Source organism: Actomonas aquatica, from assembly GCF_019679435.2.
Taxonomy (GTDB): domain Bacteria; phylum Verrucomicrobiota; class Verrucomicrobiia; order Opitutales; family Opitutaceae; genus Actomonas; species Actomonas aquatica.
Map to the genome: position 1 here is coordinate 3541811 of NZ_CP139781.1, position 25343 is coordinate 3567153.

The 25343-nt window shown below is 64.6% G+C and carries 21 protein-coding genes; 10 read left to right on the top strand and 11 right to left on the bottom strand.

Features of this window, described 5'->3' with window-relative positions:
- Positions 1-22: 22 nt before the first annotated feature.
- The 4 genes from K1X11_RS13800 to K1X11_RS13815 all read left to right on the top strand — a co-directional run bounded on the left by K1X11_RS13800 (position 23) and on the right by K1X11_RS13815 (position 5754).
- Entirely contained in the window at positions 23-1606 is a 1584-nt protein-coding gene (locus K1X11_RS13800) for a TolB family protein (RefSeq protein WP_221032700.1), read from the top strand.
- Positions 1607-1649: 43 nt separating this feature from the next.
- The gene (locus tag K1X11_RS13805) at positions 1650-3056 is read left to right on the top strand and encodes a Gfo/Idh/MocA family protein (RefSeq protein ID WP_221032701.1); all 1407 of its coding nucleotides are present in this window, start codon (positions 1650-1652) and stop codon (positions 3054-3056) included.
- Between the two features lie 313 nt (positions 3057-3369).
- Complete coding sequence (locus K1X11_RS13810) at positions 3370-4368, top strand: TIR domain-containing protein (RefSeq protein WP_221032702.1); 999 nt, start codon at positions 3370-3372, stop codon at positions 4366-4368.
- A 3-nt stretch (positions 4369-4371) separates the two neighbouring features.
- Positions 4372-5754 carry a tetratricopeptide repeat protein gene (locus tag K1X11_RS13815; protein ID WP_221032703.1) on the top strand — a complete coding sequence of 461 codons (1383 nt, stop codon included), beginning with the start codon at positions 4372-4374 and terminating at the stop codon, positions 5752-5754.
- Between the two features lie 79 nt (positions 5755-5833).
- Here the strand turns inward: K1X11_RS13815 and K1X11_RS13820 are convergent, their stop codons facing one another.
- Positions 5834-7327, bottom strand: a complete 1494-nt coding sequence (locus tag K1X11_RS13820; RefSeq protein ID WP_221032704.1) for a hypothetical protein — start codon at positions 7325-7327, stop codon at positions 5834-5836.
- A 189-nt stretch (positions 7328-7516) separates the two neighbouring features.
- Between K1X11_RS13820 and K1X11_RS13825 the strand changes: the two genes are divergently transcribed.
- Positions 7517-8206: a DUF4412 domain-containing protein gene (locus K1X11_RS13825; protein WP_221032705.1), complete on the top strand. Its 690-nt coding sequence runs from the start codon at positions 7517-7519 to the stop codon at positions 8204-8206.
- 50 nt (positions 8207-8256) lie between these two features.
- On the opposite strand, the gene K1X11_RS13830 is transcribed toward K1X11_RS13825, so the two are convergent.
- Positions 8257-8994: a helix-turn-helix domain-containing protein gene (locus K1X11_RS13830; RefSeq protein WP_221032706.1), complete on the bottom strand. Its 738-nt coding sequence runs from the start codon at positions 8992-8994 to the stop codon at positions 8257-8259.
- Positions 8995-9182: 188 nt separating this feature from the next.
- On the opposite strand from K1X11_RS13830, the gene K1X11_RS13835 reads away from it, so the two are divergent.
- Complete coding sequence (locus K1X11_RS13835) at positions 9183-11543, top strand: TIR domain-containing protein (RefSeq protein WP_221032707.1); 2361 nt, start codon at positions 9183-9185, stop codon at positions 11541-11543.
- Between the two features lie 33 nt (positions 11544-11576).
- Here K1X11_RS13835 and K1X11_RS13840 read toward each other — a convergent pair whose 3' ends face one another.
- From K1X11_RS13840 to xylA, 5 genes are all read right to left on the bottom strand, one after another.
- Positions 11577-12395, bottom strand: a complete 819-nt coding sequence (locus K1X11_RS13840) for a PEP-CTERM sorting domain-containing protein (RefSeq protein WP_221032708.1) — start codon at positions 12393-12395, stop codon at positions 11577-11579.
- 377 nt (positions 12396-12772) lie between these two features.
- Positions 12773-14068, bottom strand: a complete 1296-nt coding sequence (locus K1X11_RS13845) for a family 8 glycosyl hydrolase (RefSeq protein ID WP_221032709.1) — start codon at positions 14066-14068, stop codon at positions 12773-12775.
- Between the two features lie 223 nt (positions 14069-14291).
- Complete coding sequence (locus K1X11_RS13850; RefSeq protein ID WP_221032710.1) at positions 14292-16406, bottom strand: alpha-glucuronidase family glycosyl hydrolase; 2115 nt, start codon at positions 16404-16406, stop codon at positions 14292-14294.
- Positions 16407-16438: 32 nt separating this feature from the next.
- The gene (locus tag K1X11_RS13855; RefSeq protein ID WP_221032711.1) at positions 16439-18046 is read right to left on the bottom strand and encodes an MFS transporter; all 1608 of its coding nucleotides are present in this window, start codon (positions 18044-18046) and stop codon (positions 16439-16441) included.
- 155 nt (positions 18047-18201) lie between these two features.
- The gene (gene xylA, locus K1X11_RS13860) at positions 18202-19521 is read right to left on the bottom strand and encodes a xylose isomerase (RefSeq protein ID WP_221032712.1); all 1320 of its coding nucleotides are present in this window, start codon (positions 19519-19521) and stop codon (positions 18202-18204) included.
- A gap of 194 nt (positions 19522-19715) precedes the next feature.
- Here xylA and K1X11_RS13865 point away from each other — a divergent pair, with 194 nt between their 5' ends.
- The 4 genes from K1X11_RS13865 (at position 19716) to K1X11_RS13880 (ending at position 22316) form a co-directional block, all read left to right on the top strand.
- On the top strand, positions 19716-20870 hold the full coding sequence (locus tag K1X11_RS13865; RefSeq protein ID WP_221032713.1) for a LacI family DNA-binding transcriptional regulator: 1155 nt from the start codon (positions 19716-19718) through the stop codon (positions 20868-20870).
- Between the two features lie 132 nt (positions 20871-21002).
- Positions 21003-21185 (top strand): hypothetical protein, encoded by a 183-nt coding sequence (locus tag K1X11_RS13870; protein ID WP_221032714.1) that lies wholly within the window; start codon positions 21003-21005, stop codon positions 21183-21185.
- A gap of 147 nt (positions 21186-21332) precedes the next feature.
- Positions 21333-22058, top strand: a complete 726-nt coding sequence (locus K1X11_RS13875; protein WP_221032715.1) for a sigma-70 family RNA polymerase sigma factor — start codon at positions 21333-21335, stop codon at positions 22056-22058.
- A gap of 120 nt (positions 22059-22178) precedes the next feature.
- Positions 22179-22316, top strand: coding sequence for a hypothetical protein (locus tag K1X11_RS13880; protein ID WP_221032716.1), 138 nt, complete (start codon positions 22179-22181; stop codon positions 22314-22316).
- Between the two features lie 157 nt (positions 22317-22473).
- On the opposite strand, the gene K1X11_RS13885 is transcribed toward K1X11_RS13880, so the two are convergent.
- The 4 genes from K1X11_RS13885 to K1X11_RS13900 all read right to left on the bottom strand — a co-directional run bounded on the left by K1X11_RS13885 (position 22474) and on the right by K1X11_RS13900 (position 25316).
- Positions 22474-23139 carry a trimeric intracellular cation channel family protein gene (locus tag K1X11_RS13885; RefSeq protein WP_324725984.1) on the bottom strand — a complete coding sequence of 222 codons (666 nt, stop codon included), beginning with the start codon at positions 23137-23139 and terminating at the stop codon, positions 22474-22476.
- Positions 23140-23198: 59 nt separating this feature from the next.
- A complete protein-coding gene (locus K1X11_RS13890) occupies positions 23199-24197 on the bottom strand; it encodes a sensor histidine kinase (protein ID WP_221032718.1) in 999 nt (332 codons plus the stop codon).
- A gap of 107 nt (positions 24198-24304) precedes the next feature.
- A complete protein-coding gene (locus K1X11_RS13895; RefSeq protein ID WP_221032719.1) occupies positions 24305-24730 on the bottom strand; it encodes a hypothetical protein in 426 nt (141 codons plus the stop codon).
- A 124-nt stretch (positions 24731-24854) separates the two neighbouring features.
- Entirely contained in the window at positions 24855-25316 is a 462-nt protein-coding gene (locus K1X11_RS13900) for a hypothetical protein (protein ID WP_221032720.1), read from the bottom strand.
- Positions 25317-25343 lie beyond the last annotated feature (27 nt).

A 25343-nucleotide genomic window follows, 5' to 3' on the forward strand; every position in this document is an offset into this window, starting at 1 on the left:
GCTTTCGTTGCCACCCCTCCCCATGAACGCTTCCCTGCTTCGCCCCCGCTCCCTGCTCATGTGCGCCTTCCTCTCCTCCAGCGCCCTCTTCGCCGGCTCGCCTTCCGCCATCAATCAACGCGCTCACGGTCCGGCCGTCGGTGACTTCGCCCACACCGGCGACGTGGGTGACCCCGCCATTCCCGGTAGCACCCGCTACGACCCGATCACGCAGACCTACCACCTGGCCGCCGCCGGCACCAACCTCTGGGGCGAGCGCGATGAGTTCCACTTCGCGTGGAACCAGATCGAGGGCGACTTCATCCTGCGCGCCCGCGTCAAATTCCTCGGCGAGGGCGTCGACCCGCATCGTAAACTCGGCTGGATGGTGCGCTCCGATCTCGATGCCGGCTCCGTTTACGTCGACGGCACCGTGCACGGCTCCGGTCTCACTTCGCTCCAATTCCGCGCCGCCAAAAACGGCGAGACCAACCAGATCATCCACGAGGCTTTCCCCGAGTTCGAGGCCTACCCCGACGTCATCCAACTCGAACGCCGCGGCAATACGTTCATCTTCTCCGCCGCCCACTTCGGCGAGCCGCTTCAGGCCATCTCCACCGCCGATGTCGCCGTCGACAATGTCGCCTACGCCGGCCTCTTCCTCTGCGCCCACAATCCCGAGGTCGTCGAGCAGGCCGTCTTCTCCGACGTGCGCCTAATCAAACCCGCCCCGCTCGATTTCCACCCCTACCGCGACTACATCGGCTCGCGCCTCGAGATCCTCGATGTCCACACCGGCGAACGCACCCAGATCTTCGAGAGCGCCGAAGCCTTCGAGGCCCCCAATTGGACGACCGACGGCCTCAAGCTCATCGTCAACGTCTCCGGCAACAGCCCCGACCGCGGCAAGCTGCGCACCTTCGACCTCGCCACCCGCCGTATCGAAACCCTGAATACCGGCGCGATCGTCGACAACAACAACGACCACGTGCTCTCCCACGACGGCACCATGCTCGCCATCTCCAGCTTCGCCGGCGACCACAAGTCCACCGTCTACACCCTGCCCGTCACCGGCTCCGACGCCCCCGAGCAGATCACCGATCCCGCCTGGGGCCACTCCTTCCTCCACGGCTGGTCGCTCGATAAAAAATGGATCGTCTACACTGCCGAGCGCAACGGCCAGTGGGACATCTGGAAGGTCAACGTCGAGACCAAGCAGGAGGAGCAGGTCACCGACGTGCCCACCCTCGATGATGGCTCCGAGTTCAGCCCCGACGGCGAGTGGATCTACTTCAACTCCACCCGCACCGGCCTCATGCAGATTTGGAAAATGCGCCCCGACGGCTCGGAGCAACAACAGGTCTTCGAGGACGGCTGGCAAAACTGGTTCCCACACCTCTCGCCCGACGGCAAATGGATGACCATGATCTCCTACGACCCTGCCGTCGTCGCAGCCGGTGACCACCCCTACTACAAACACACCATGCTGCGCCTCATGCCGGTCGACGGCAGCGCCCCGCCCAAAGTCATCGCCTACGTTTACGGCGGCCAAGGCACCATCAACGTGCCTTCTTGGTCGCCCGACTCCCGCAAGATCGCTTTCGTGAGCAACAGCGATGTGAAGTAGCCCCGCCTTCACTCGGCGCCCCTCACCCCAACCCCTCTACCCCATGTCCTCCGCGCCCCTCACCCCGTCCTTCAGCCGTCGCCGTTTTCTCGGCTCCGCCGCCCTCGCCGCCGCGCCGCTCATTCTGCCGGCGCGACTCTTTGGTGCCACCGCGCCCTCCAACCGACTGCGCATCGGCCAGATCGGCGCCGGCCGCATCGCCCGCGGCCACGACATGGTGAATGTCATCGGCTCCAACCTCGCCGACATCGTCGCCGTCTGCGACGTCGACCGCCAACGCGCCCTCGCCGGCCAGACCCTCGTCGACGAGATCCGCACCGAGCAACGCATCGCCGGCCCCGCCCCCGAGGTCTCCGTCCACGACCACCACGACGAGATCCTCGCCCGCACCGACATCGATGCCGTCGTCATCTCCACGCCCGAACATTGGCACGCCGAGCTCGTCCTCGCCGCCCTCTACGCCGGCAAGGACGTCTACGTGCAAAAACCGATCACGCTCACCCACGCCGAAGGCATCCTCGTGCGCGAGGCCGAGCGCGTGACCGGCCGCATTCTCCAGGTCGGCAGCCAACAACGTTCCTGGAAACAATTCCGCGAAGGCGTCGCGCTCGTGCGCGCCGGTCGCATCGGCAAGATCCGCGCCGTGGAGATCGGCCTGCCCATCGACCCCACCGATTTCGACGAGCCGCCCATGCCCATCCCGGCCGGCCTCGACTACGACCGCTGGCTCGGCCCCGCCCCGATGGCCTACTACACCGAGCAACGCGTTCATCCGCAGGACGGCTACGATCGCCCGGGTTGGTTGCGCAACGAAGCCTTCACCCTCGGCATGATCACGGGCTGGGGCTCGCACCACTTCGACATCGCCCACTGGGGCATGGACCTCGACCTCTCCGGTCCCACCGGCCTGCACGGTTGGGCCACCTTCCCGACCAACCGCATCTGGAATGTCCACAACGCCTACGAGGTGCAGCTCACTTACCCGGGCGACATCCAGATGACCGTCTCCGACCAACTGCCCAACGGCGTCCGCTGGATCGGCGACGAGGGCTGGATCTGGGTCTCGCGCTGGCGTCAGGAAGCCACCACCGGCGCGGGCACCGAAGAGGAACCGCGCCGCCTCAACGTCCTCGATGCGAGCGATAAGGCCCTGCTCGATCTGAGCACGCTGCCGGAGCCCGTGCCCTCGATCGCGTCGCATCACATCAACTGGCTCGAGTCCGTAAAATCCCGCGAGGCCCCGCTCGCCACCGCCGCCATCGGCCATCGCAGCAACGCCGCCTGCATCCTCAGTTGGATCGCGATGAAACTCGCCCGCCCGCTGCGTTGGGACGCCACCGCCGAACGCTTCATCGACGACGACGAAGCCAACGCCATGCTCTCCCGCCCCGAGCGCGCCGGCTACGGGGCGAACCACTTCATGGCCCACCGGAACGAAGCCCGCGCCTGAGTTTTTCACTGCGCCACGCCGACCGCAGCGCAGCACCGTTTGGCGCCCTCCCCCGAAGCGTCCTGTCGCACTTAGAACTAAGAACGCTCAAACCGCATGGGGGGTCGCGATCGCTCAGGTTCGCGAACGCGCTCCGTCCGCGCCGACGTGCGATTCAACGTGGTCTCCGATCCAGTGCGCACCGACAGCCCGCGCGTCATCACGCCTCTGCGCGAAACGCGGTCCCCTCGGCTGTCCCGGACACGCCCTTCGCGGGCTTGCTTCAACCGCTTCAGCTTTCAGCCTCAACGCGTCCCCACTCCCTCTCCCTTCGGTGCCCTCCCCTAACTCAGCGGTTTTTCTTTCTTACGCCTCTCAGGATGCGGTCGCTGCCCGGCGCATCGTCGCCACCCTGCGTGCAGCCAAGATCGAAGTCTGGTTTGACGAAGCAGAACTCGTCGGCGGCGACGCCTGGGATCGCAAAATCAAACAACAGATCCGCGAGTGCGCGCTGTTCCTCCCCGTCATCTCCGCGCACACCGAAGCCCGCCTTGAGGGATACTTCCGCCGGGAGTGGCGCATGGCCGTCGACCGCATGGCCGACATGGATGACGCTCTGCCGTTCCTTTTCCCCATCGTCATCGACGACACCAACGAGTCCACGGCTCGGGTGCCGGATCGTTTCCGCGAGCGCCAGTGGACCCACCTACCCGCCGGCGAAACCTCCCCCGCGTTTGTCGAGCGTCTCACCACCCTGTTGGCAGGAAACTCCGCGCCGGACCCGACACCATCCACGAGCCCTGCCGGCACCGCCCGCTTTCGGAACGGCAAACCGGGAGGAATGCCCACCTGGTTGATCGCCTGCATGGTCATTTTCGGCGTCGGCACCGGCCTCTACTACGCCGTGAGACTGCCGCTCCTCCAACAACGCGACCCCGCGCCGTCGTCATCCGTCGTCACGCCCGCGGAGACTCCGCCCCTTTCCGATGAACGTCCCTACTTCATCGGCACCCTCGCCGTCCCGCCCACTCAGGTGATCGTTCGCTCACCCGAGAGCACCGCTTTCGCCGAGGGCCTGCAGGAGGAAATACTCACCGAGCTCAGCCGGATGAGTGCCTTCGAAATCGTCGCCCAACCCACCACCGCCGCCACGACCGCCGGGCCCGCCGCCGATTTCGTCGTGGAAACCAGCCTGCAAGTCGACGGCACCGACCGCCGCATCACCCTGCGCATCATCGAAGCCGCCACCAACCGTCACGTCGCCGCGGAGACCTTCAGCGTTTCCGCCAGTGCCACAGACTCCGCCGCCCTCGAGCGCAAGGAACTCGCCTAGGATATGGCCATCCGGATCTTTCGCGAGCTGCGCGAAGAACGCCCGCCGTCCGCCGCCAGCCAGGAACGACTCGACCACGTCGTGACCAAGCTCTCCGCCGAAAGCGACACCCTCCGCGTTCGCTTCTGGGGCGACGACGGAGATCCCCCCGATTTGTCGCTTTACGAGCGTCTGATGGCCTTGACCCGCGACACCCTGGCCATCGCCCCCGACCACCCCCAGGCTCTCACCGACCACGGCTCCTTTCTCGGCCACGCCCCCTTCATCGGTCGGGCCAACTTTCTCGACGAAAACTGGCGGCAAACCACCTTGCTCACCCTGCGTCGCGCCGCCGCCAACAACCCCGACGACGTCGCCGCCCAACGCAACCTCGGCAACTACTACCTGACCACCGAGGGCCAGCCGAGCCTCGCCCTGCCCTACCTGCAAAACGCGGCCCACCTCGCCGACGCCGAGGCCCCCTACGCGAACAACTGGCCCTACTATCAATTGGCCAGCGCCCTCCACCAAACCGGCCAACCCGTGGCCGCCCTGCGCGTGCTCGAACGGGCACCACACGATCCCACGATTGATCAACTCAGCTACTGGACCGAACCCTTCATCGCCACCCGCCGATTCGATGAAGCCCTGACCTTTTTGCGCGCACACACCCCGCGACTCACCGCGGCCGATGACGGCCGCAACGCCCTGACCCTTGATCACCTCGTCACCGACATGGAGGCGCGCTGGAGCGGCGACCGCGAGTCCTTGCGCCCCTTCGTCGCCCGCCTCGACGACGAACCCTTCGCCACCGCCGGCATGCGTTGCCGATACCGACTCGCCGTCGGCGACTACACCGGCGTGCTTGAGCAGTTGGCTGCGGTCGAACCAGGCCGCGACCCCTACGCCCCCAACCCGATCGAGATGGCCCTCTTTCGCGGACTCGCCCTTGCCCGCACCGGCAACCAATCCCTGGCGCACTCCTTTTTTCGCAGCGTCCTCAACCGCTTCACCACCGGACCAGAAGCTGAGATGATGCTGCAACGCGTGCCCGGCATCGTGCACAGCTCCTCCGCCTTCATGCACGCCGGACTCGGCCAAGTGGACGAGATGCACACCTCCATCGCGGCCGCCCGGGCCTCCACTGACCCCGGGCGCAACCTGCAAAACTACCTGCAAACCGAATACCTCATCGCCCTCGCTTATACCGAAGCCGGCGCCGTCACCGAAGCCTGCGCCACCATCAACCAACTCCTCTCCGCGCCTTCCGCCGAATCCACCGGCTCCATCCTCGCCAACGTCTCCTTCGACGCACTGCACGACACCCCCGAGTTCCAAGCCCTCATCCGCCAGCATCAGAATCAGCTCAAGGATCCGGCCATCATCGACCGCCTCTTCACCGAATAAGGGGGAAAGCTGTGGCCGGGATCGCTGACCCGATTGTTACAGCGGAAGCAATGGCGCGCGGCTACAGTGCCGCGCCTGTTTAATGCGACTCAAGGTGGCTCATCAGGGTGTGCCACTCGAGGACTTCCTGCAGCAGGGTGCGCTCGGTCTGCCGCACCACCTGCTCCACGCTGTGCCAGGTTTGTGAATACGCCAGGCGGCGGCGGGCCGCTTCCAGAGTGTGGATCATTTCATGATAACGCGCCACCCGGCGGTGCAGATCGTTGATCGACACAAAGGCCATAAACGCCGCCGCAATCACCGGCAGCACGATGGGCAGAAAATAAAACACGAGCTCCTCCGCCATGCCGGGCAAAGGCGCGAGGTGCAGGGTGTGGTGCACCGCATAAATCGCGGTCGCGACGATCGCGACGATGGTGCTCACGCTGAACCCCAGGCGCAGGCGCTTGAGCAGCGGTTGCGCCTTGCTCAGCTGCCGCCGGTAGTAAGCCAGTTGGTCGTCGATTCGTTGCCGACCGTAACGCTCGCGAAAGGCCTTCAGGTCGGGCGTCTCTCCCGCATTGGCCCGCCGGTTGAGAATGTGCAGCGAGCGCAACAGCTGCCGCACCGACGGCAAATCGAGCTCGGCGAACAGCGGCGTGCGTCGCGGCAAATGCCAGGTGGCAATGGCCGCCCGCGCGATCTCCGCCGCGAGGCGACAACGGACCCAGTTGTGTTGCGCGCGGTAGTGGTGAATCACCCGCGCCACGCCCAGCGCGCCCACCAGACAGAGCAGCTTGATCCACGGCAGCACGATCCAGTGCAGGTGAAACGCCAGCGCCGCTGCCGCCACGATGGTCGCGATCACGTGTAACAAGACCGTCGATACAATCAGGCGGCGAAAATGCGGCGCGTTGGCCGTGGCCGCCGCATCGGTCTTGGCCTGAAAACGCAACAATGCGTCCGGCACGCCGGCCGCGACCTGTTCGTCCGACGGTGCGGTATCGACCGGCGCCTGCGCGTTGAGGAAATCCAGCTCAGCATCGCTGTGGCGAAACTGGTCAAAGTGCACCCGGCGTGACTCACCGCTGCGGGCGTCGATGATGATGGTCGGCGTCTTGAGCTCCGCCGCATAACTCACCACATCGGCCGTGCCGCCCAAGCCGCGCGCTTCCTGGCCATCCCACACCGCGATGAGCACGTCGCACGCGTTCACCGTCTCCAGCCCGCAATCCATGTAGGCTTCCTCGCGGGTGCCGTTGGATTCGATCACGCGCGTGCCCTGCGCCTGCTGCAGCAGGGTCTCAACCTCCGCCCATTTCTCCTCGCTGAAGTCCCGTTTAAACTCGGCCGGATCGAGCGGCAGCACCGCCGACCACGCCATGCCGCGCTCCATCGCTTCACGGGCAAACATCTGATCGGTGCCCTCCGCCGCCGAGGAGATGGCATTCCAATCACCGGCACTGAGTTCGTTGAGCGCCTCCAGCTCTCGGCCGATCGCCATGGCGATCATCGCATCATCAACAACGAAGCGGTGGCCGGTGAAACCGACCATGTGGAAAAGAGGCAGGGAGCTGGCGGAGTGGTCGGACACAGGCGATTGGGAGGCCGAAAACGGGTGCCAGCCGTCCGCGCCGAAGGCAAGGCGCAAGGCCCACCGGTTTGATCCGCTGTCGGTTCTGTCGCCCCAAATCAAACCCACCTCCACGCCACCTACGCAAAGATGCGAAGTCGTCACGCGACGCTCTTGCCGGGTCGGCGCGCCGCCGCTAGGGCAAACGGGATGCAATTTTCCCGAACCGCTTTCGCCGTCGCCACCTGCTGCCTCGCCTGCCTGACCCCCGCCGCTGTTTCCGCCGCCGCCTTCGAGGGGCAGATCGACATGGCGATGACCGAGGGACGCCAGACCTTCAACGTCAGCTACCAAACCAAGGCCGGCCATATGCGCATCGCCATGCCGGTGCCGGGCATGGGCGAAACCGCCGCGCTGGTCGACTTCGAGGCCGGCAAAATCATGACCCTCATCCCGCCGATGAAGGCCTACATGGAGATCCCTTTCGACGTCACCATGGACGAGGCGACGGATCGCGCGGCCTCGGCTGGGGAGCTGAAGAACACCGGCGAGACGACCGAAATCCTCGGCTACACCTGCACCAAATACATCTACGAGGAAGATCAGGGTCCGGTGGAGATTTGGGCCACCGACCAGCTCGGCCAGTTCATGGCCATGCCCAAGGGAAACCCCATGCAGGGGGGTGGCGCCGTGAAGACGGGCTGGGAATCCGCCATCAAAGGTAACTTCTTCCCCATGCGCCTCGTCGCCCTCACCAAGCGCGGCAAGGAGCGCATGCGCTGGGAAGTGACCGCAGTGAAACCGATGTCGATCCCCGACTCAGCCTTTGCGCCGCCCGCCGGCTACAAGCCCTTCGACATGGGAGCCATGATGCAGGGCCTGGGTGGCTTCGGCGGCTGAGCGAATCGCCGGTTGGTCGGCGACTCGTTCGCCGATTGCTCCGCCCCGGCTTAGCGCGGGGCCTCCGCTTTCGTCGGCATGTCCCCCTGCGCGCGCCGCGCCAAAGCCGCCTCGACCGACTCACGAAACACCTCTGGCGCATCCGGCGAAACCAACACCGGCCGACCTTCGCCAAATCGTAACACCACCCCGTTGGCCGGATTGGTGAGCAGCGCCCGGTAACGTCCCAGCACTTCGTTGCGAAACGAGCCGATGTAGCCGAAGAAGCCCCCATTCCCCCACAAGCGAATCGAGCCCATCATCGCGTGAGGATTCACACTTACCTCAGTGAGGTCGGCCAAGGGAAAACGCGTCGCCCACCCCAGCCGATGCACCACGATCTCTTCGTCGCGCACACTGTAGCCGCTAACGCTGAACGCCGCGGCCAGAGCGATCGTGCCCATGAGCACAAAGGTCAGCCATCCGCCGAGGAATCCGCTGAAGACCATGCCGAGGATGAGGAGAACCAACACCACCACGGTGACCACTTTCACCGTCTTCGCCGCCGGCGCACCAAAGTCGCGCCGCACGTCTTCCGGCCGCAGCGCCGTCACCGTAACGCCCATGGCCGTCGCCAAGGCCCGCAGCGTTTCCGCCGAGGGCTCCTCGCCACCCTCCACGCGCTGCACCGTGCGCACGCTCAGCCCGGCGCGCTCCGCCAGGAGCTCCTGCGTCCAGGCCAGCTTCGTGCGCTGCAGTTTGATCCGGGCGCCAAGCGCCGCCCCGCGGTCGGTTTTGCTGCTGTTCATCACGCCGCCAGTCTAGCGTAAGCGTCCCGCCGCGTCCACGACAGCGACCCGCCAATCACCCGCCAAAGACCGGACCCGCGCATTCAGCGGCAACCCCTTCGCCGACGGTCCACTTCCTGCTCGACGCCTTGACCTTTGCCCGGCGAACCGACTTCCCTGTGCTGCACCGGTTGCCCCAGCACCCGCCCATGCCTTCCACCCGACCCATCTTTCTGAGCTACGCGCACGAAGACGCCGAGTCCGTCCGCGCCATTGCCGAGGCCTTGCGTGCCTTCGGGCTCGAGGTGTGGTTTGATCAAAACGAGCTGCGCGGCGGCGACCAATGGGACAATAAGATCCGCAACAACATCAAAGCCTGCGGCCTCTTCATTCCCATCATTTCCCGCACCACCGAGGCCCGCGACGAGGCCTACTTCCGCCTCGAATGGAAACTGGCCGACGACCGTTCCCACCTCATGGCCCCGGGCAAAGCCTTCATCGTGCCGGTCGTCATCGACGACACCCCGGAATACGAAGCAACGGTGCCGGAGTCCTTCACCCGCGCCCAGTGGACTCGCCTCCCCGGCGGCACGCCCACCCCTGCTTTTGTGGAACAGGTGCGCAGCCTCGCCAGCGGCGCGCCGCCCGCCAACACGAGCAGCGGCACCCACGCTCCGCAGTCCTACGCGACCAACAGCACTCCGCCAACCTCTCCGGCGCCCGCCAAGGCCCCGTTCCCCGCTTGGGTGCTGATTGTCTGCGTCGCGATCGTCGCGGTCGCCTCCGTGGCTATCTTCTCCGATCGTGGCGACAGCACCCCTCCCACGATTTCCCCCCCGGCCGATGTCGCCCCGGCGCTCAGCACCGCCACCGCCGACGCGGCGGAACTCGAGTCCACCACGCCGGCCATCGACCGCCGCAGCATCGCGGTGTTGCCTTTCACCAACATGAGCGACGACGCCTCGGCGAATTCGTTCTTCGCCGACGGCATCCACGAAGACCTGCTCACCAACCTCGCCTTCATCGGAGAGCTCCGCGTCGTCTCTCGCACTTCGGTCATGCAATACCGCAACACCGAGAAGCCCGTGCGTCAGATCGCCCAAGAGCTGCGCGTCGGCACCCTGCTCGAAGGCAGCGTGCGCCGCGCCGGCGACCACGTGCGCGTGACCGCCCAGCTCATCGACGCCACCAACGACGAACACATCTGGGCGCAAACCTACGACCGCCGCCTCGAAGACATTTTTGCCATCCAGGGCGAGCTCGCCAAGGCCATCGCCAACGCTCTGCGCGTCGCCCTCACCGACCAGCAGGAGGCCGCCCTCGCGCACGCGCCGACCGACAACCCCGCCGCCTACGAGCTCTTCCTCCGCGAACGCGAACTCGCCGAACGCAACGGCAACAATGCCGATCGCGTGAAAGACAGCATCCTCCTGCTCCAGCAGGCCGTCTCCATCGACCCCAGCTTTGCCCAGGCTTGGTCGCTGCTCGCGGTCAACCACGCCCAAAACCATTTCTGGCATTTCGACACCTCGCCCGAGCGGCTCGAACTCGCTCGCAAGGCCATCGAGAAGGCCCTCGCCCTCGATCCCGACGACCTCACCGTCAAAATCGACGCCGGCAGCTACCACTACTACGGCTTCCGCGACTACGCCAAAGCCGCCGACTACTACCAGCAGGTGCTCGACGTCGCACCACAGCACGTCGACGCCCTCGCTTCCATGGGTTTCATCCGGCGCCGCGAGGGTAAGTGGGCCGAGTCCGTGGCCCTCCACGAAAGGGCGCTCGAGCTCGATCCCCGCAACGTGAGCGTGCTCCGCGGACTCGTCGGCACCTACGAAAAACTGCGCCACTACGACCGCGCCATTGAGCTCAACCAGCGGGTGCTCGAGGTCATCCCCGCCAGCCTCACCGAGACGATCTACCTCGCCCGCTTGCAGTCGCTGAAACAGGAATCCATGCAGCCGGTGATGGACGCTCTGGAGCAGTTCGACGCCATCCGCAGCGATGTGCCGCAGCCGCTCTGGTATGCCCGGGTCAATGCCCTGACCTCCGTCGGCAAATTTGATGAGGCTCTCGCGATGTTGGACGATCCGCCCGCCGGCGCGACGCACAACGATGTGGTGATCTCCAAAGCCTTCACCCTCTTCTCGGCCGACCGCCTCGATGAGGCCCGCGAATTGGTGCGGCCCTGGGTCGAGGACGCCGAGGCACGATTCGCCGCCAACCCCGAGGAGCGCGGCCTGCTCAATTCCCTTTTCAGCGCCCACTGCCTGCTCGGCAACAAGGAGCGCGCGACCGTATTTCGCGACCTCTTGGTCGCCGAACAAAAGCAACTCAACGACGCTCTGGACGGGGAGGGATGGCGCACCGTCGACGCCTACTGGCTCATGTTCTTCAGCACGCCCGAGGCCGTCGCCGAAGCCGTGCGCGAAGCGCTGAAGTATCCCGGCAGCAACCTCCACCGCCTCAACTTCCGCACCGAGGATTTCCCGATCGAGATTCTGAATACGCCGCCCATCAAGGCGCTGGTCGAGGACGACGAAGCCTGGGCGCCCTTCCCGTTGGACTGAGCCGAGCGCCCGGCTTAAATGAGGCAATGCGATCTACGCGGCGGACCCGCCGGCGAGGGTCGCGCGACGCCGACGCCAGAACCCAAACCCGAGGCCGACGAGTCCGATGAGCGCGGCCGTCTCCGCCGGTTCCGGCACGGCTGAAAGGTTCTCGGTGAGACTCAGGCCCTGCAGGTAGAAGTCGGGATTCACGCCCGGATCGAACGCCATGACCGTCACACTCAGGGTGCCGTCCACGCCGGCCGTGACGTCGTCAAAAGCCAGCATCGCCCCCGCGTCGTTGTAACGCGTCGGCGCACTCACGCTCGCACCGTCAAATGTGCCGTCCGGGTTGGTCAGCGTGGCGGTGGCATACTTGTCGCTCGAGGTGCCAGTGCGGTAGTTGTGCAGGAAAGCGAGGTCGTAGGTCGCACTCGCAGTCAGCCCGGTGAACAAAAAGGTCACGCTGGGCGTGCCGCCGTAATTCTCGTCGGCCCGCATCACGCCATCCCACCGCTCGGCGCCGGTCGCGCCATACGCCGCGTCAAAGGTATCCAGCGCGTCACCACCGGTCACCGCCTCGCCCGCCGCCTTGCTGCTCGAGCCGGTGCGATACTCCATGCCCTCCGGGGTGATGGAGAGCGTCCAGCCGGTCGTGGCGCCGGTCGCATAGTCAATGAGCGCGACCGTTTCGACCGCCACCGCGCCGGTAAAATCACTGCCCACGCTGGGGCTCACCACCGACACATTGCCGGACGCGGCATCGGCGCTGACGAAGTCGACCAGCGCGGTTTGGGCCAAGCTGGCCGAAGAGAGCATAAGGCCCAGCGGCAGGCAGCCGACGAGCGGTTTGAGGATGGGTTTGAAGGACATTACAGACGGGCTCCGGGATTAGGTTTTAGGAAAAACGCGAAGGAGCTCCGAACCGCCGCACTCCACATAAATGCGACTGCTTCGAAGACACCTTCGACATTAGTAACCTTAACCCATTCCGGCGGCGTTCAGCTGCGCGTCACTTGAACCCTAGTGTAACATTCCCATGACCAGAAATGACTTACGCTGCGGCACTGCGCCTCGTATCTACCCGACACGGCGTCAGTTATGGCTCAGCCTGAATCTCTGATGTGCCGATTTTGGCATCGATTCGATTCATGCCGCGTCGGGCCTTCCTCTTGCCCAAAAGAAACCGGCACCGGGCTGTCCCGGTGCCGGCTCTAGCATTACACCCAACCATTATGGGTCGGTCTCACTCAGGGTGAAACCGGACCATAAACTCGGAATTGGCCGCTGGCATGCAGCAGCCCAAACATCGTCAGCAGCCCGTCGTAGTAGCGCCAGCTGCGCAGCTCGCCTTCGGCCATGGTGCCATCGGTATCGCGACCGACGTCGCTCGGCATCTCCATGTTCCAGAGACGCTCGACCATCGGCTTGCCCAACTCGGGATCGGCCGCCAGCGCGGCCACCGCCGCCATGCCGGTGAGCCCCGGGGCGATGCCACCGCGACGCTCCACCGTGCCGTCGAGCTGCATCTTGTCGGGCCAGTCGTCGGCCGGCTGCGAGGCGTAGAAGCGCAGTATGCGGTTGGACTGCTCGACCATCCATTCGTCTTCGCCCCACCACGACCAGTCCATCGCCGGCCAGCCCAGCGTGCGCCAGGCATCGGCATCGAAGACGCGTCCCCAGCGCTCGAGCGCGGAGCCGTCAAAGTTGGTGTAGTTCGGCATGATGCCGGTGGTCGGGTCGGCCGCATCGCGGAAGTGTTGGCGGCTGGTTGCGGCCACTTCCTTGAGGAAGGCGCGGTCAGCCGGATCCTCCGCCCAGCGGGCAAAGAGCTCGGTGTAGTGGGGAGTATGATACGACGGATCGGTGAACTCCGAAGCCGGACCCTCCGGCACAAACCGGATCTGCTTGTGCACGGGATGGAACATCGCCTTCACCCCGCCATGTTCGCTGGGCGCATCCTTGTGAATCATCATCTTCAACAGGTCCTGCGCTTCGCGGCCGTAGTTGAAGATACCTTCACCATCACCCCAGCGGTGCGACGCGAAGAAAAGCGCCATCACCATCCAGTTTTCCCCGTCGGGGGCCGGACCTGCACCGCGGATCTCAGAGCCGTCGGCGCGCGTCATGTCGCCATCGTAATCACGGTGCCAAGCAAAGTAACCCTTCAGCGGACCTTCCTCGTAAAACATGTGGGTTTTGGCCCACTTCCAAATGGCGTTGAACTCGGTCTGCTTGTCCATCTGCACCGTGATCATCATCCCGTAAGAAATGCCCTCGGAGCGCACGTCACGGCTGCCCACATCGGCGAGGTAGGCGGTGTCCTCGGAGCCCATGTAGTAGATGCGCTCGGTGAACGGATCGCCGTAAAAGAGCTGGTCGAATGCCGCCGCCAGCTTCGCTTCAACCTCCGCATCGGATTTGCCGAGGTAGGTTTTGAAGAGGTTCGGATACTCGCCGGTGAGGGCGGCTCCGCCGGGAGGGGGTGCGGCATTGGCAAAGGGGGTAAGAGCCAACACGCCCGCGAGCAGCAGGTGGGGTTTCATTAAGGAAAAACCGTAAAGAAAAACGCCCCGATCAAACGATCAGGGCGTTGGAAAAACATTGGACTGAATGAAGAGACCGACGACCTGCCTCGCTGTAGCCGGGGTCGCCGACCCCGGTTCGGTTCGATCGCGATCCACACCAAACTCGATCGCAACTCGCGCCCGTCCATCGCACCGGGGTCAACGACCCCGGCTACAACAACGGATGGATCCGAACCTCGCCTCAATAATCTCCCGGATGGCCCGGGAAGAAGCGGCGGTCCACATCGATGTAGTGCTGCAGATCATACGCCGGCGCTTCGACGCCTTCCGGCAACGGGCGCTGCGAAAACTGCTGGAAATACAACAGGCAGGCGTCGCGCCATTCGATCGCGTCCTTTTCCTGCAACGCGAGCCGCTGCCGCACCGCGTCCCAGCGCTCTTCGTCGATCCCGCCGCGCAGGTCCGCCCACGTTGCCCGCATGGCGCGCACTTCGTCGACGCCTTGCTGATAGCGCAGCGCGAGTTCGTTCCACAGCGTGCGACCGCTGCGCATTTCATAGTCCCACGGCACGTGGTGGAACCACAACAGCAGCTCGTCCGGCACATTCGCGAGTTGGCCCCACTGCTCCTGCAGCTCGGGCGCGTATTGCTCGATGGCGTTGGTGCCACTGGCGATGCGATTGGCGCCGAGGCCGACCTCGTCGGCTTGGTGATAGTAGGGCGAGGTCCAGTCGGCCCGACCGCCGGTCACCCACGGACCCGGTCCGTAGTGATGGCCGCGCTCCATGATGTGATGCAGGCCGAGCGGCATGGAGTAGTTCACCACCGTCTCGCGCGAACCCATCAGCAGGTCGACGATCTGGGTGCTGGCTTCCTCGTCGGCGTCAAAGGTGAGGCCGGTCCACTCGGTCGCGATGTCGCGGGCACCAAGTTCGTGATCCCAGGCGAGACGACCGTAGGCATACCAATTGGCCTGCGCCAGCGGATGGCCGGTCCAGTTGCGATCGTCACCCGTGTTGGCGACGCCGGCAATGGCGGACACCGGATGGTTGAAGAGGCTGCCGTCGACGACCTTGCCGATGGTCGAGCCTTCGCCCGCCACGTAGGTGTCCTGGTCGAGCACTTCCTCCCACATGGTGCCGAGGTAAGCGAGTTGGATGGAGGCGCCGAGATACTCCTGTGTGATCTGCAGCTCGACCATTTGGTTGGTCTGCGGCGTGGCGCCAAAGAGCGGGCTAAAGGCCTCGCGCGGCATGAAATCGAGCGGACCGTTTTTGATCTGCACCAGCACGTTGTCGGCGAACTTGCCGTCGAGCGGGACAAACTGGTTGTAGGCCTGCTTCACGCGATCGGTCGTGTCCTCAAAGGCATACACAAATGCGCGCCACATCACGATGCCGTCACGGCCGGCGGCGGCGAGCGGCTTGGCCAGGAGGTTCGCGCCGTCGGCGTGGTCACGGCCGTATTCCCACGGGCCGGGCTGGCCCTCGGAATTCGCTTTCACCAGGAAGCCGCCGAAATCAGGAATGTGCTCGTAGATCTCGGCCACCTTGGCGTCCCACCAGGCCTGCACCGCGGGATCGAGCGGATCGGCCGTTTCGAGTCCACCGATCTCCATCGGGGCGCTGAAGCGGGCTGTAAGGTAAATCCGGATACCCCAGGGGCGGAACACGTCGGCCAGCGCCTTGACCTTGGTGAGGTATTCCGGCGTGAGCACGAGGGCGTTGGCGTTGACGTTGGTGACGACGGTGCCGTTGAGCCCCACCGAAGCGAGCGCGCGGGCGTAGTCGGTGTAACGCGGCGAAAGAATGTCGGGGAGGTAGTTCCACTCCCACAACGAGAAGCCGGCGTAACCGCGCTCCACGAAACGGTTGAGGTTGTCCCAGTGGTTGAGCAGGCGGCGGTCGATCTTCGGCACCGAAACCTCGTCGAGGGCATCGAGCGACTCGCGGAGCTGCATTTTGCGCAGGAGCGCAAAGGCACCGTAGAGCGCGCCGGCATCGGAGTTGGCGGTGATGCGCACGGCGTCGTCGCCATCGACGGTGACGTTGGTGAGCGCGTAGCCATCGGCGCCGAGGTCGTCGCGCGTCTCGCCCGCGACGAGGTGCACGGTCGGGTCGCGACCGATGAGGCCATCAAGTCCGCGAGCGAGCTCGGCTTTGAGGGCGTCGATGGTCGGCGAGGCTTCGCCGGTGGGGGTTTGCACCACGATGGCTTCCACCGCGCCCCGGTAATCGGAACGGGTTTCGCGGGATTCCACCCGATCGTAGCGCAGCCAGAGCCGGTAACCATCCTCGGCCATAACCGAGGTGGCACCGACGCCGGCGAGCAGAGCTGCCAGCAGATAACGTTTCATAAGGAGGATTCCGGTTACTCCGACCTGAGCGATCAAGCTTCGGCCGGTTGGTTGCCTTCAGCGATGCGGCGCTTTTCCAGTTCGTCGCTCATCTCTATGGCGACCTGCTTGGAGATCGGATAGAAGAACATGCAGATCACACCGAGGAAGAAGAAGCCGCCGGAGAAGAAACCGATCATCTGGCGATAGCCCATGAGCAGTCCATCTGCGGAACGCGCTTCGAAGACCATGGCGTCCAGCAGTTGCTTCGCCGCGGCGGAGTCCTGCGCCAAACCTTGGGCGGCAATGGCTTCCATCCAGGCCGGGGTCAGGTCGCCCTGTTCGGGATAACCATACATGGCGAGCAGCCATCCGGTGATGGCACCACCGATGCCGAGGCCGCCCTTGAGGGCAAACACGATGCCGGCAAACACGAAGCCGGTGGCGCGACGGTTGTTTTTCCACTCACCCCAGTCGGCGCAGTCGGCGATCATCGCCCAGAGCAGCGGAATGGTCGGGCCGTAGCAGAGGCTGGTGAGGAAGGTGAGGGCAAACATGGTCGTTACCGAGGCCGCGCCGACAAAGAAGAAGGAGGCTTGGAAGAAGGCCGCGCCGGCGAGACCGACCATGAACACCGTCTTCTTACCGAAGCGGTCGGCCAAGGGCTTGGCCATCAGCACGCCCAGCACATTCACCAGACTGCCGGTCATGTTGAAGAGCGAGAAACCGACGGCTGTCGGGTTATCGCCTTCCTTCACGATCAAACCGAAGAGATCGAGGATACGCCCGCCAAAGGACAGGCTGTCGGCAGTCGCGGCCGAGGCAAAGAGTCCCGCCTTATTCACGAACGCTGTGAGTGCGTCGCTATCCACAAAATAGGTGAAGTAGTAATATTGGGAACCACCACGCACCGCGAGGGTGATGAAGACAAAGAGCGTCATGCAGAACATGGCGATCCACGGCACGTTTTTGCTGATGTCCTTGAAGTCCTGCTTGAGGTCGGGCTTCTGGCCCTTCGGCGGCTCCACGCGCTCCTTGGCGCTGAAGAAGGTAATGACGAAGAACACCACCGCAATGGTGGCGAAAAGGCTGATGGTGAGCATCCAGCCCTTGGCGTCGTCGCCGTCACCGAGCTTGTTGACCAACGGCAGGGTGAGCCCCTGCACCACGAAGGCCGCGACCATGGCAGAGAAGAAACGATACTGCGACAGGCTCGTGCGTTCGCTGCTGTTGGAGGTCATGACCCCGTTCAACGCGGAATACGGCGCGTTGTTCATGGTGTAGGCCATCATCAGCACCGTGTAGGTGAATACTGAATACCAGAGGCGGGCGCTCGGGCTCAGCCCGTCCGGCACCGAGTAGGCCGCGACAAAGAGCAACGCGAAGGGGATGGCCGACCACAAAAGCCACGGGCGGAACTTGCCCCAACGGGTGTTGGTGCGGTCGGCGATGGCACCCATGATCGGGTCGGTGATCGCGTCGCTGAAGCGGACCAGCAGCAGCATCCAGGCGACGGCCGAGGCACCGATGCCCATGACGTCGGTGTAAAAGGCCGTCTGGAAGACGATCATCATCTGGAAGACGAAGTTCGCGCCAGCGTCGCCGAGACTGTAACCAAACTTCTCCCGGAAGGAGAGCTTCACATTGGTGGTATCACTCATGCGGTGGGGGTGGGGTCAAAAAGGGGAAGGGGGGGAGATGGAGAAAATAAGATCGGCGGTAGAGAAAGGGGTTCCGCCGCGAACCCGGGGTGGTGAGGGGTAACACACAAAAGGGGCGCCCTGTGACGGGCGCCCCTCGAAAGGCTCAACGGCGCTTAGCCGTGCAGGTAGGTGTTGAGGAGATTCTCGAGATACTCCTGACGTCCCGAGACCGGCTTCGGTTCACCGAGCTTGAAGGCGATCTTCTCGAGGTCCTTGAACCCGATCTTCTTCTTCTCGATGTCCTTGCCGAAGCCCTTGTCGAAGCTGCTGTAGCGGTCCTTCACGAAGCCGCTCAGCTTGCCGTCGGCGAGGATCTTGCGAGCCGTCTTGAAGGCCAGCGCGTAGGCGTCCATGCCGCCGATGTGGGCGTAGAACAGGTCCTCCTTGTCGATGGACGGACGGCGCACCTTGGCGTCGAAGTTGAAACCGCCGCTGCCAAGGCCGCCGGCGCGCAGGATCGAAACCATGGCGAGGGTGAGGCCCTTGACGTCGGTGGAGAATTGGTCGGTGTCCCAACCCAGCAGCGTGTCACCGGTGTTCGCGTCGATCGAGCCGAGCATGCCGGCCGCGGCGGCGACTTCGATTTCGTGCTCGAAGGTGTGGCCGGCGAGGGTGGCGTGGTTGGTCTCGATGTTGAACTTAAACTTCTTGTCCAGCTTGTAGGTGCGCAGGAACGCGATGCCGCTGGCGACGTCGAAGTCGTATTGGTGCTTGGTGGGTTCGCGCGGCTTCGGCTCGATCAGGAACTGGCCGGTGAAGCCGATCTCCTTGGCGTAATCGAGGGCCATGTGCATGAACGCCGCGAGGTGGTCCTGCTCGCGCTTGAGATCGGTGTTGAGCAGGGTCTCGTAACCCTCGCGGCCGCCCCAGAAGACGTAGTTTTCACCGCCGAGCTCGAGGGTGCACTCGAGGGCCTTCTTCACCTGCGCCGCGGCGTAGGCGAAGACGTGGGCGTCGGGGTTGGTGGCCGCACCGCACATGAAGCGCGGGTTGCTGAACATGTTGGCCGTGCCCCAGAGGAGCTTCACGCCGGTCTGCGCCTGCAACTTCTTGGCGTGGGCAACGATGGCATCGAGATACTTGTTGGACTGCTTCAGCGAGCTGCCTTCCGGCGCGATGTCGCGATCGTGCCAGCACCAGTAGGGGGCCTGGATCTTTTGGAAGAACTCAAAGGCCGCATCCATGCGCTTCTTGGCCACGGAGACCGGGTCTTTGCCGGACTCCCACGAACGCACGATCGTGCCGGGACCAAAGGGGTCGCTGCCGACGCCGCGGAAGGAGTGCCAGTAGGCGATCGAGAACCGCATGTGGTCCTTGAGCGTCTTGCCGTCGATGACCTCGTCGGGGTTGTAGTGACGGAAGGCCAGCGCGTTGTCGGTGCCAGTGCCTTCGAAGGGGATCTGCGGGATGCCCGCAAAGTGACGTGACTTCATGGTGATATAAGCGAGAGGGGTTGCTCAGGGGCTGGAGCGGGACGCCGATGAACCGGCGCAGCCGACGGGCTCTCAACGCGCCGACCATACTAACATTTGACTCCTGTCAAAAACCCAGTGTGTCTTGCGCTCGCCCTCGCGGTCAAACTCCATCGCCGCGCCTCACCCCCACCCCCTTTCGCCCTCCCCTTACCATGTCTGCCCCCCGTCGCGTCACCCTTTCCGACATCGCGAAACAGGCCGGTGTGCACGTCACCACCGTGTCCCTCGCCTTGCGCAATCACCCCCGTTTGCCGGAGCGCACCCGCAAACGGATTCAGAAGATCGCCAACGAACTCGGTTACCAGCCCGACCCCGTGCTCCAAGCCCTCGTCGCCTATCGCGGCAAGGTCATGGCCCGCCGCAATCCCCCCACCCTCGCCTACCTCACCAACTGGAGCACCCGCCTCGGCTGGCAAAACGTCACCGCCCACCCCGAGTTCTACGCCGGCGCCCAAGCGAAGTCCAAAGAGCTCGGCTTCAACCTCGAACACTTCTGGATGGGCGAACCCGGCCTCACCCACACCCGGATGAGCAAGATCCTCCAAACCCGCGGCATCAACGGCCTCATCATCGCCTCCCACCGCCGCGAAGCCGACGTCGCCCTGCACTTCGACTGGTCCTCCTTCTCCGCGGTTAAAATCGACTACTTCCCCCACGAGCCCGAGCTGCACAACGTCACCAACGACCAGTGCGCCATCATCCGCCAAGCCATGCGTCAGGCCCGCGAACTCGGCTACAAACGCATCGGCTGCGTCATGCACCGCGGCTGGGACCACAGCGTCGATCGCCTCTGGACCGCCGGCTTCATGGCCGAGCAATCGCTCTACCCCGAAAGCGAGCGCGTGCCCATGTTTGTCTTCCCCGACGCCGAGCCCGTCGAGGCCTGGATGTCCGAAAGCAAAGCTCACGTCGAAGCCCCCGCCGGCTCCTTCAAGACGTGGTTCAAGAAGCACCAACCCGACGTCATTCTCTCCAAACGTTCCTTCGTCGAACCCTGCTTCGCCGCCACCGGCCTCAGTATCCCCCAGGACGTCGCCTTCGTTGACCTCTTCCTCGATCAGTTCGACGGCCACACCGCCGGCGTCCGCCAAAACCACGAGGTCGTCGGCCAACTCGCCGTCGAAATCCTCGCCGGCCAGCTCCACTATAACAAATACGGCGTCCCGGAAATCCCCACCACCACCTACGTCGAAGGCACTTGGTTCGCCGGCGAAACCTGCCCGCCGAAAGCGCCCGCCGCGCCCGTAAAAACCAAAGCCAAAGCCCCCGCCCGCAAGGCCAAGACCACCGCCAAAGCGAAGTCGTAACCTGCCGCGGGATCTTCGGGATTCCATTTTCTCAAAAAATTTCTCATACCCCCCTTGATCGCCCGCACCGCACCGCCGTTAACCCGGGCGAACCTACTTCACTTCCCTCACCCTCCTCCTCCCGCACCTTTCATGACCTACGCCACTGACATTACCAACATGTCCATGCTGCCGGCGGCCGTGATGTGCCCGATGACCAAGGGTAAAGCCGTCACCGGTTTTGGTTGGCTCCAACGAGATCTCTGCGCCCGTCGCAACCGACTCGTATCCGTCACCAAGCACGGCCGCAACAACCAGGGAAGTGGTGTAACTTAACCCAAGCGAACAACGATTTTCGCCGCTCACACCGCCCACTTCCCGCCCGGAAGTGGGTTTATTTTTGCCCGCGAAACCCACCTCCGGACGAGACCACCCCCCAACTGAAGTGGACCTCGTGAAACCTCCCGGCGGGCGTTTCGCACCATGATCACACCCAGCTCTCTCTGTCCTGCGCCTCCCGCCGAATGTAGCCGCCCGCCCGACCCGGTCGCGCTGCTCGATTTGGTTGACCGCGCCCTCGCCGGCCTCGCGCCGCGCCTCCCCGCCCACGTCGACCGCGACGACCTCGCCTCCGCCGGCCGCGAAGCCCTCATGCGGGCCACCCGCCGCTTCCGCGGCTCCCGCGAAGACGCCCGCGCCTTCTGCTTCGTCCGCGTCCGCGGCGCCATGCTCGACGAACTCCGTCGGCTCGACCCGCTCGCCCGCCGTAGGCGCGAGCGCGCCCGCGCCGTCTCCCGGGTCGAGCACCAGCTCACCCACGAGCTGGGCCGCACACCCTCGACCTTCGAGATCGCCGAGGCCCTCAACTACTCGCTGCCCGAGGTTGAGAACGCCCTCGCCGACCTCGCGGCCGAGGAAGCCGGCACGCCCGTCCTCGATGAGAACCTCGCCGATCCCGCCTCGCCCTGCCCGGCCGCCCGCGCCGAGTCCGGCGACCTCATGGAACGGCTGAGCGACGCCCTCGACCGCCTGCCGCCCAAGCAGGCCTACGCGGTCCGTCGTTATCACCTCGAGGAAGCCACGCTCGATCTTATCGGAGGGGAACTCGGCGTCTCCCGCGAACGCGCCCGCCAGCTCCGCGAAGCCGGTGAAAAGCGCCTCCGCGCCGACCTCGAGATCCTCTCGCTCTGGGACGCCATCATCGCCTGAGCCCCAGCCATCGTCCTCCGTGGCCCCCGCTATCCCCCGTGGCGCGGGGGCCACTCGCCCCCCCAAAGTTGTCACCCATTAGGTGACAATCCCTCCTAACCCCCTCTTTAAATTACTGTTATGAAAGCAATTTTCCGGCGTTGGCTGCGCTGGGTAAACGCCGTGACCGACGCCTGGCTCGCTCCCGAGTTTGTGTCGCGCACCGGCGAATCCCCGTCCGCGGCCAAACCCACCCATCACTTCCCGCGCGTCGGCTAAACCGGCCACCGCCAAGGAACGATGTCGGGCGTAAAGCCCGACCCACAAATAGGTTATATATGCATGATGTGGGTCGGGCTTTACGCCCGACATCCCCTCCGCAACCCGTGCCGTTCTCCTCTGCGAGGCGGCACGGTTTTTTTTGCCCAGCCCTGTCTTAGATCGAGGGTGGCGCCTGCGGCGGCGGGGCGAGTGGCGCCGTCTTCCAATTGAAAACAATCGTGAGCACCCGAAAGACGAAGGTGAGCACGATCACGATGCCCGCCGACCACGTCGGCCGGATCGCCAGCTCCACGGTGAGCACGACAAACAAGGTCGAGGCCGCCAGCGCCACCAGCGCGTAAAACTGCCCCGGCCGGAAGACCAGCGGCTCTTCGTTGGTGATCACGTCACGCAAGAGACCACCGCCCACCGCCGTCACCACGCCGATGAGAATCGCCGCCGGAATCGGCAGCCCCGAGCCGAGCGCCCGCTGCACGCCAAAGGCCGCGTAAGCCCCCAGCGCGAGCGCGTCGACCGCCGCGATCACCCGGCGAAACCGCTCCACCCGATCCCCCAACAGCGCCCCGACCGCCGCGCCCAACAACGCCCCTTGGATGTAGAGTGGATTCGTCACCACGCCCGGCGGGCCTTGCTGAATAAAAATGCCGTCGCGAATCAAACCTCCCCCCAGTCCCACCAGCAGCGCCAGCGCCGCCACGCCCACCACATCGTAGCCGCGCTTCATCGCTACGATGCCGGCGGTCATCGACAGCAGGATCACAGCCGCCAGCTCGAACCAGATCGGCAGGAAAAAGGGGTTGGTGAGAGATGGATGCGGCACGATTCCCAGCGGCATGAACCCTCAACTCCTCTCTGGCAATGCCAGCCCACTACCCATTTCTACGCCACTGCGGCCGTCTCGCCCACCTCGACGACCGGGAAGAAAAGCGCGAAGTGACAGCCCACTCCGACCTCGGAATCCAACTCCACCCAGCCGTCGTGCTGCTGCATGGTGCGCATGACCGAAGCCAGGCCCAAGCCGGTGCCTTGACCCGGCTGCTTGGTGGTGAAAAACGGCTCAAACACCTGCACCCGCTGGTCGGGCGGAATCCCCGGGCCGTTGTCCCGCACGGAGATCTTCACGAACTCACCCGAGCGGGGCCGCCCACAAAACACCGACATGTGCTGATCCAGCTCACAACGCTCCGCCGTCAACTTCACCTGACCGCCGGCGCGACCCGCCAACGCATCGCGCGCGTTGACCAGCAGGTTGAGCAACACCTGCTCGAGAGCCGAGGGATTCACGCAGATCGTGCCCAACTGCTTCGGCACCGAAAACTCCAGCACCAGGTGTTTCGACGCCGCCTGCTGTAGCAGCGGGTTGAAGCTGCGGAGCAACACGCCCGCTTCCGTCTCGGTGAGCTCCTCGCCGCTCCCGCGCACAAACGCCGAGAGCTGGCGCACCAGCTCACTCGCCCGCACCACCGCGCCTTCGATTTCTTCCAAACGCGCCGGCGGCAGCGGCTCGCCGCTCTGTTGGTCGAGTTTCGCCAGCTCGGTCATGCCGCGCACGACCATCAGCATGTTGTTGAGATCATGCGCCGTCGTCGCCGCGAAGCTGCCCACCACCTCCAGCTTTTCCGACACCGCCAACATCGACTCCATCTGCTTAAACCGGTCCTCCAGCCGATTCATCCGCTTCACGAGCACGAACAGGAGACCGGTCATCACCAGGACGAAGCCCATGCCCTTCACCGTCTGCGCCATTTCCAAGAGCTGCTGATCGTGTCCGAACAACGCGGCCACGAGACGATCCGATAGTAGGATCCACAGGGTCGTCGCCACCAGATAGGTGAGCGCGACCTTCTTCGCCATGGAACGTCGATGGGGCTGGTTCATCACAAGCGCGTAAGCGCCACCGCGGCAACAATCGGCAAGAGCCACGGCGAACGTGAGCCCGAGTAGAGAGCCGCTAGGGCATTTTGCAAAGCCTAAGGCCGTTCGTCTTACGCCGCGCGCTTGTCCCCGCCCTCTTCGAGCATGGGATCCTGCGCCATCACAAAACGCATGCCGAAGCGATAACGCCACAACCAGCACGCGCCATCCCGACGATCATGGATGAGCACAAAATCCGGCTCCTCCGTGCCCGTGGTCATCACGTCGAACTGCCCATGCGTGAGCATGTCGAGCGAGTCCGGCACGTTGATGAGCGGCGCCACCGGATCCAGCAACACCGTCCACGGTCCCGCCACGGCCACCGGATCACCATCTTTGAAGTAGTAACCAAAGAAGCGCGGCGGCTCGAAGACCTGACCTGATCCCATGCGCAACAGATGCTCCTGCACGAGCGCCACGAACTCCGTCCGCCACGGAAGATCGGGCGGCAACATGAGGCCGGGTAGCGGCACCAGGACGTTGTCGGTAGTGTGCATACTGGGATGGAGACCCACTCCCCATCGGCACAGCCCCGGCTCCACTTTAGCCGCGAGCCCCGATCCGCGGCACGAACCCCGCCCTTAACCTTCTCTCTTGAACTGGCGGCACGAAAGCGCCGCCTCAGCCCCGCCCGGCCGCCAGCACCAGCACCCGCGCCAGATCGTGTTTCTCAAACTCCGCCCAATAGGCGTCCTCGATCTCCTTCAGGCGCGCATCGGCGTTGATCGGCGGACCGTCCTTGCCCGACAACGCGGACAGCGTCTGCTCCACCCCGAGATCGCGGTCGGCCAACCGCGCCACCAACTCGTGCCAGAAAATGTCATTGTCCGCCTCGCCCAACAGTTTGCGCAGGCGCTCGTTCTCATCGATTTTCGCCGCCGGCACCAGTTGGCCATTGCCCCCCACATCCACCATGTCGCTGCAGCCAAACACCTCGGCCAGACCCAGGATCTTCTGCTCGATGCCGGCGTAACGCTCAAAGTGGGGCGACTCCGATCCCTGCCGCGACATGACCGTGCGCATCCCGAGGTGCACGAGCTCGATCAACCGGGCGAATTCCTTCTGCGTAAACGATACCTTCATGGCGACAAAACGCCCCGTCGCGGGGCA

Excerpts from the sequence above, each read along its gene's own strand:
- K1X11_RS13800 (WP_221032700.1), top strand. The coding sequence starts at position 23 with ATGAACGCTTCCCTGCTTCGCCCCCGCTCCCTGCTCATGTGCGCCTTC.
- K1X11_RS13805 (WP_221032701.1), top strand. The coding sequence starts at position 1,650 with ATGTCCTCCGCGCCCCTCACCCCGTCCTTCAGCCGTCGCCGTTTTCTC.
- K1X11_RS13815 (WP_221032703.1), top strand. The coding sequence starts at position 4,372 with ATGGCCATCCGGATCTTTCGCGAGCTGCGCGAAGAACGCCCGCCGTCC.
- K1X11_RS13825 (WP_221032705.1), top strand. The coding sequence starts at position 7,517 with ATGCAATTTTCCCGAACCGCTTTCGCCGTCGCCACCTGCTGCCTCGCC.
- K1X11_RS13830 (WP_221032706.1), bottom strand. The coding sequence starts at position 8,994 with ATGAACAGCAGCAAAACCGACCGCGGGGCGGCGCTTGGCGCCCGGATC.
- K1X11_RS13835 (WP_221032707.1), top strand. The coding sequence starts at position 9,183 with ATGCCTTCCACCCGACCCATCTTTCTGAGCTACGCGCACGAAGACGCC.
- K1X11_RS13840 (WP_221032708.1), bottom strand. The coding sequence starts at position 12,395 with ATGTCCTTCAAACCCATCCTCAAACCGCTCGTCGGCTGCCTGCCGCTG.
- K1X11_RS13845 (WP_221032709.1), bottom strand. The coding sequence starts at position 14,068 with ATGAAACCCCACCTGCTGCTCGCGGGCGTGTTGGCTCTTACCCCCTTT.
- K1X11_RS13850 (WP_221032710.1), bottom strand. The coding sequence starts at position 16,406 with ATGAAACGTTATCTGCTGGCAGCTCTGCTCGCCGGCGTCGGTGCCACC.
- K1X11_RS13855 (WP_221032711.1), bottom strand. The coding sequence starts at position 18,046 with ATGAGTGATACCACCAATGTGAAGCTCTCCTTCCGGGAGAAGTTTGGT.
- xylA (WP_221032712.1), bottom strand. The coding sequence starts at position 19,521 with ATGAAGTCACGTCACTTTGCGGGCATCCCGCAGATCCCCTTCGAAGGC.
- K1X11_RS13865 (WP_221032713.1), top strand. The coding sequence starts at position 19,716 with ATGTCTGCCCCCCGTCGCGTCACCCTTTCCGACATCGCGAAACAGGCC.
- K1X11_RS13870 (WP_221032714.1), top strand. The coding sequence starts at position 21,003 with ATGACCTACGCCACTGACATTACCAACATGTCCATGCTGCCGGCGGCC.
- K1X11_RS13875 (WP_221032715.1), top strand. The coding sequence starts at position 21,333 with ATGATCACACCCAGCTCTCTCTGTCCTGCGCCTCCCGCCGAATGTAGC.
- K1X11_RS13880 (WP_221032716.1), top strand. The coding sequence starts at position 22,179 with ATGAAAGCAATTTTCCGGCGTTGGCTGCGCTGGGTAAACGCCGTGACC.
- K1X11_RS13890 (WP_221032718.1), bottom strand. The coding sequence starts at position 24,197 with ATGAACCAGCCCCATCGACGTTCCATGGCGAAGAAGGTCGCGCTCACC.
- K1X11_RS13895 (WP_221032719.1), bottom strand. The coding sequence starts at position 24,730 with ATGCACACTACCGACAACGTCCTGGTGCCGCTACCCGGCCTCATGTTG.
- K1X11_RS13900 (WP_221032720.1), bottom strand. The coding sequence starts at position 25,316 with ATGAAGGTATCGTTTACGCAGAAGGAATTCGCCCGGTTGATCGAGCTC.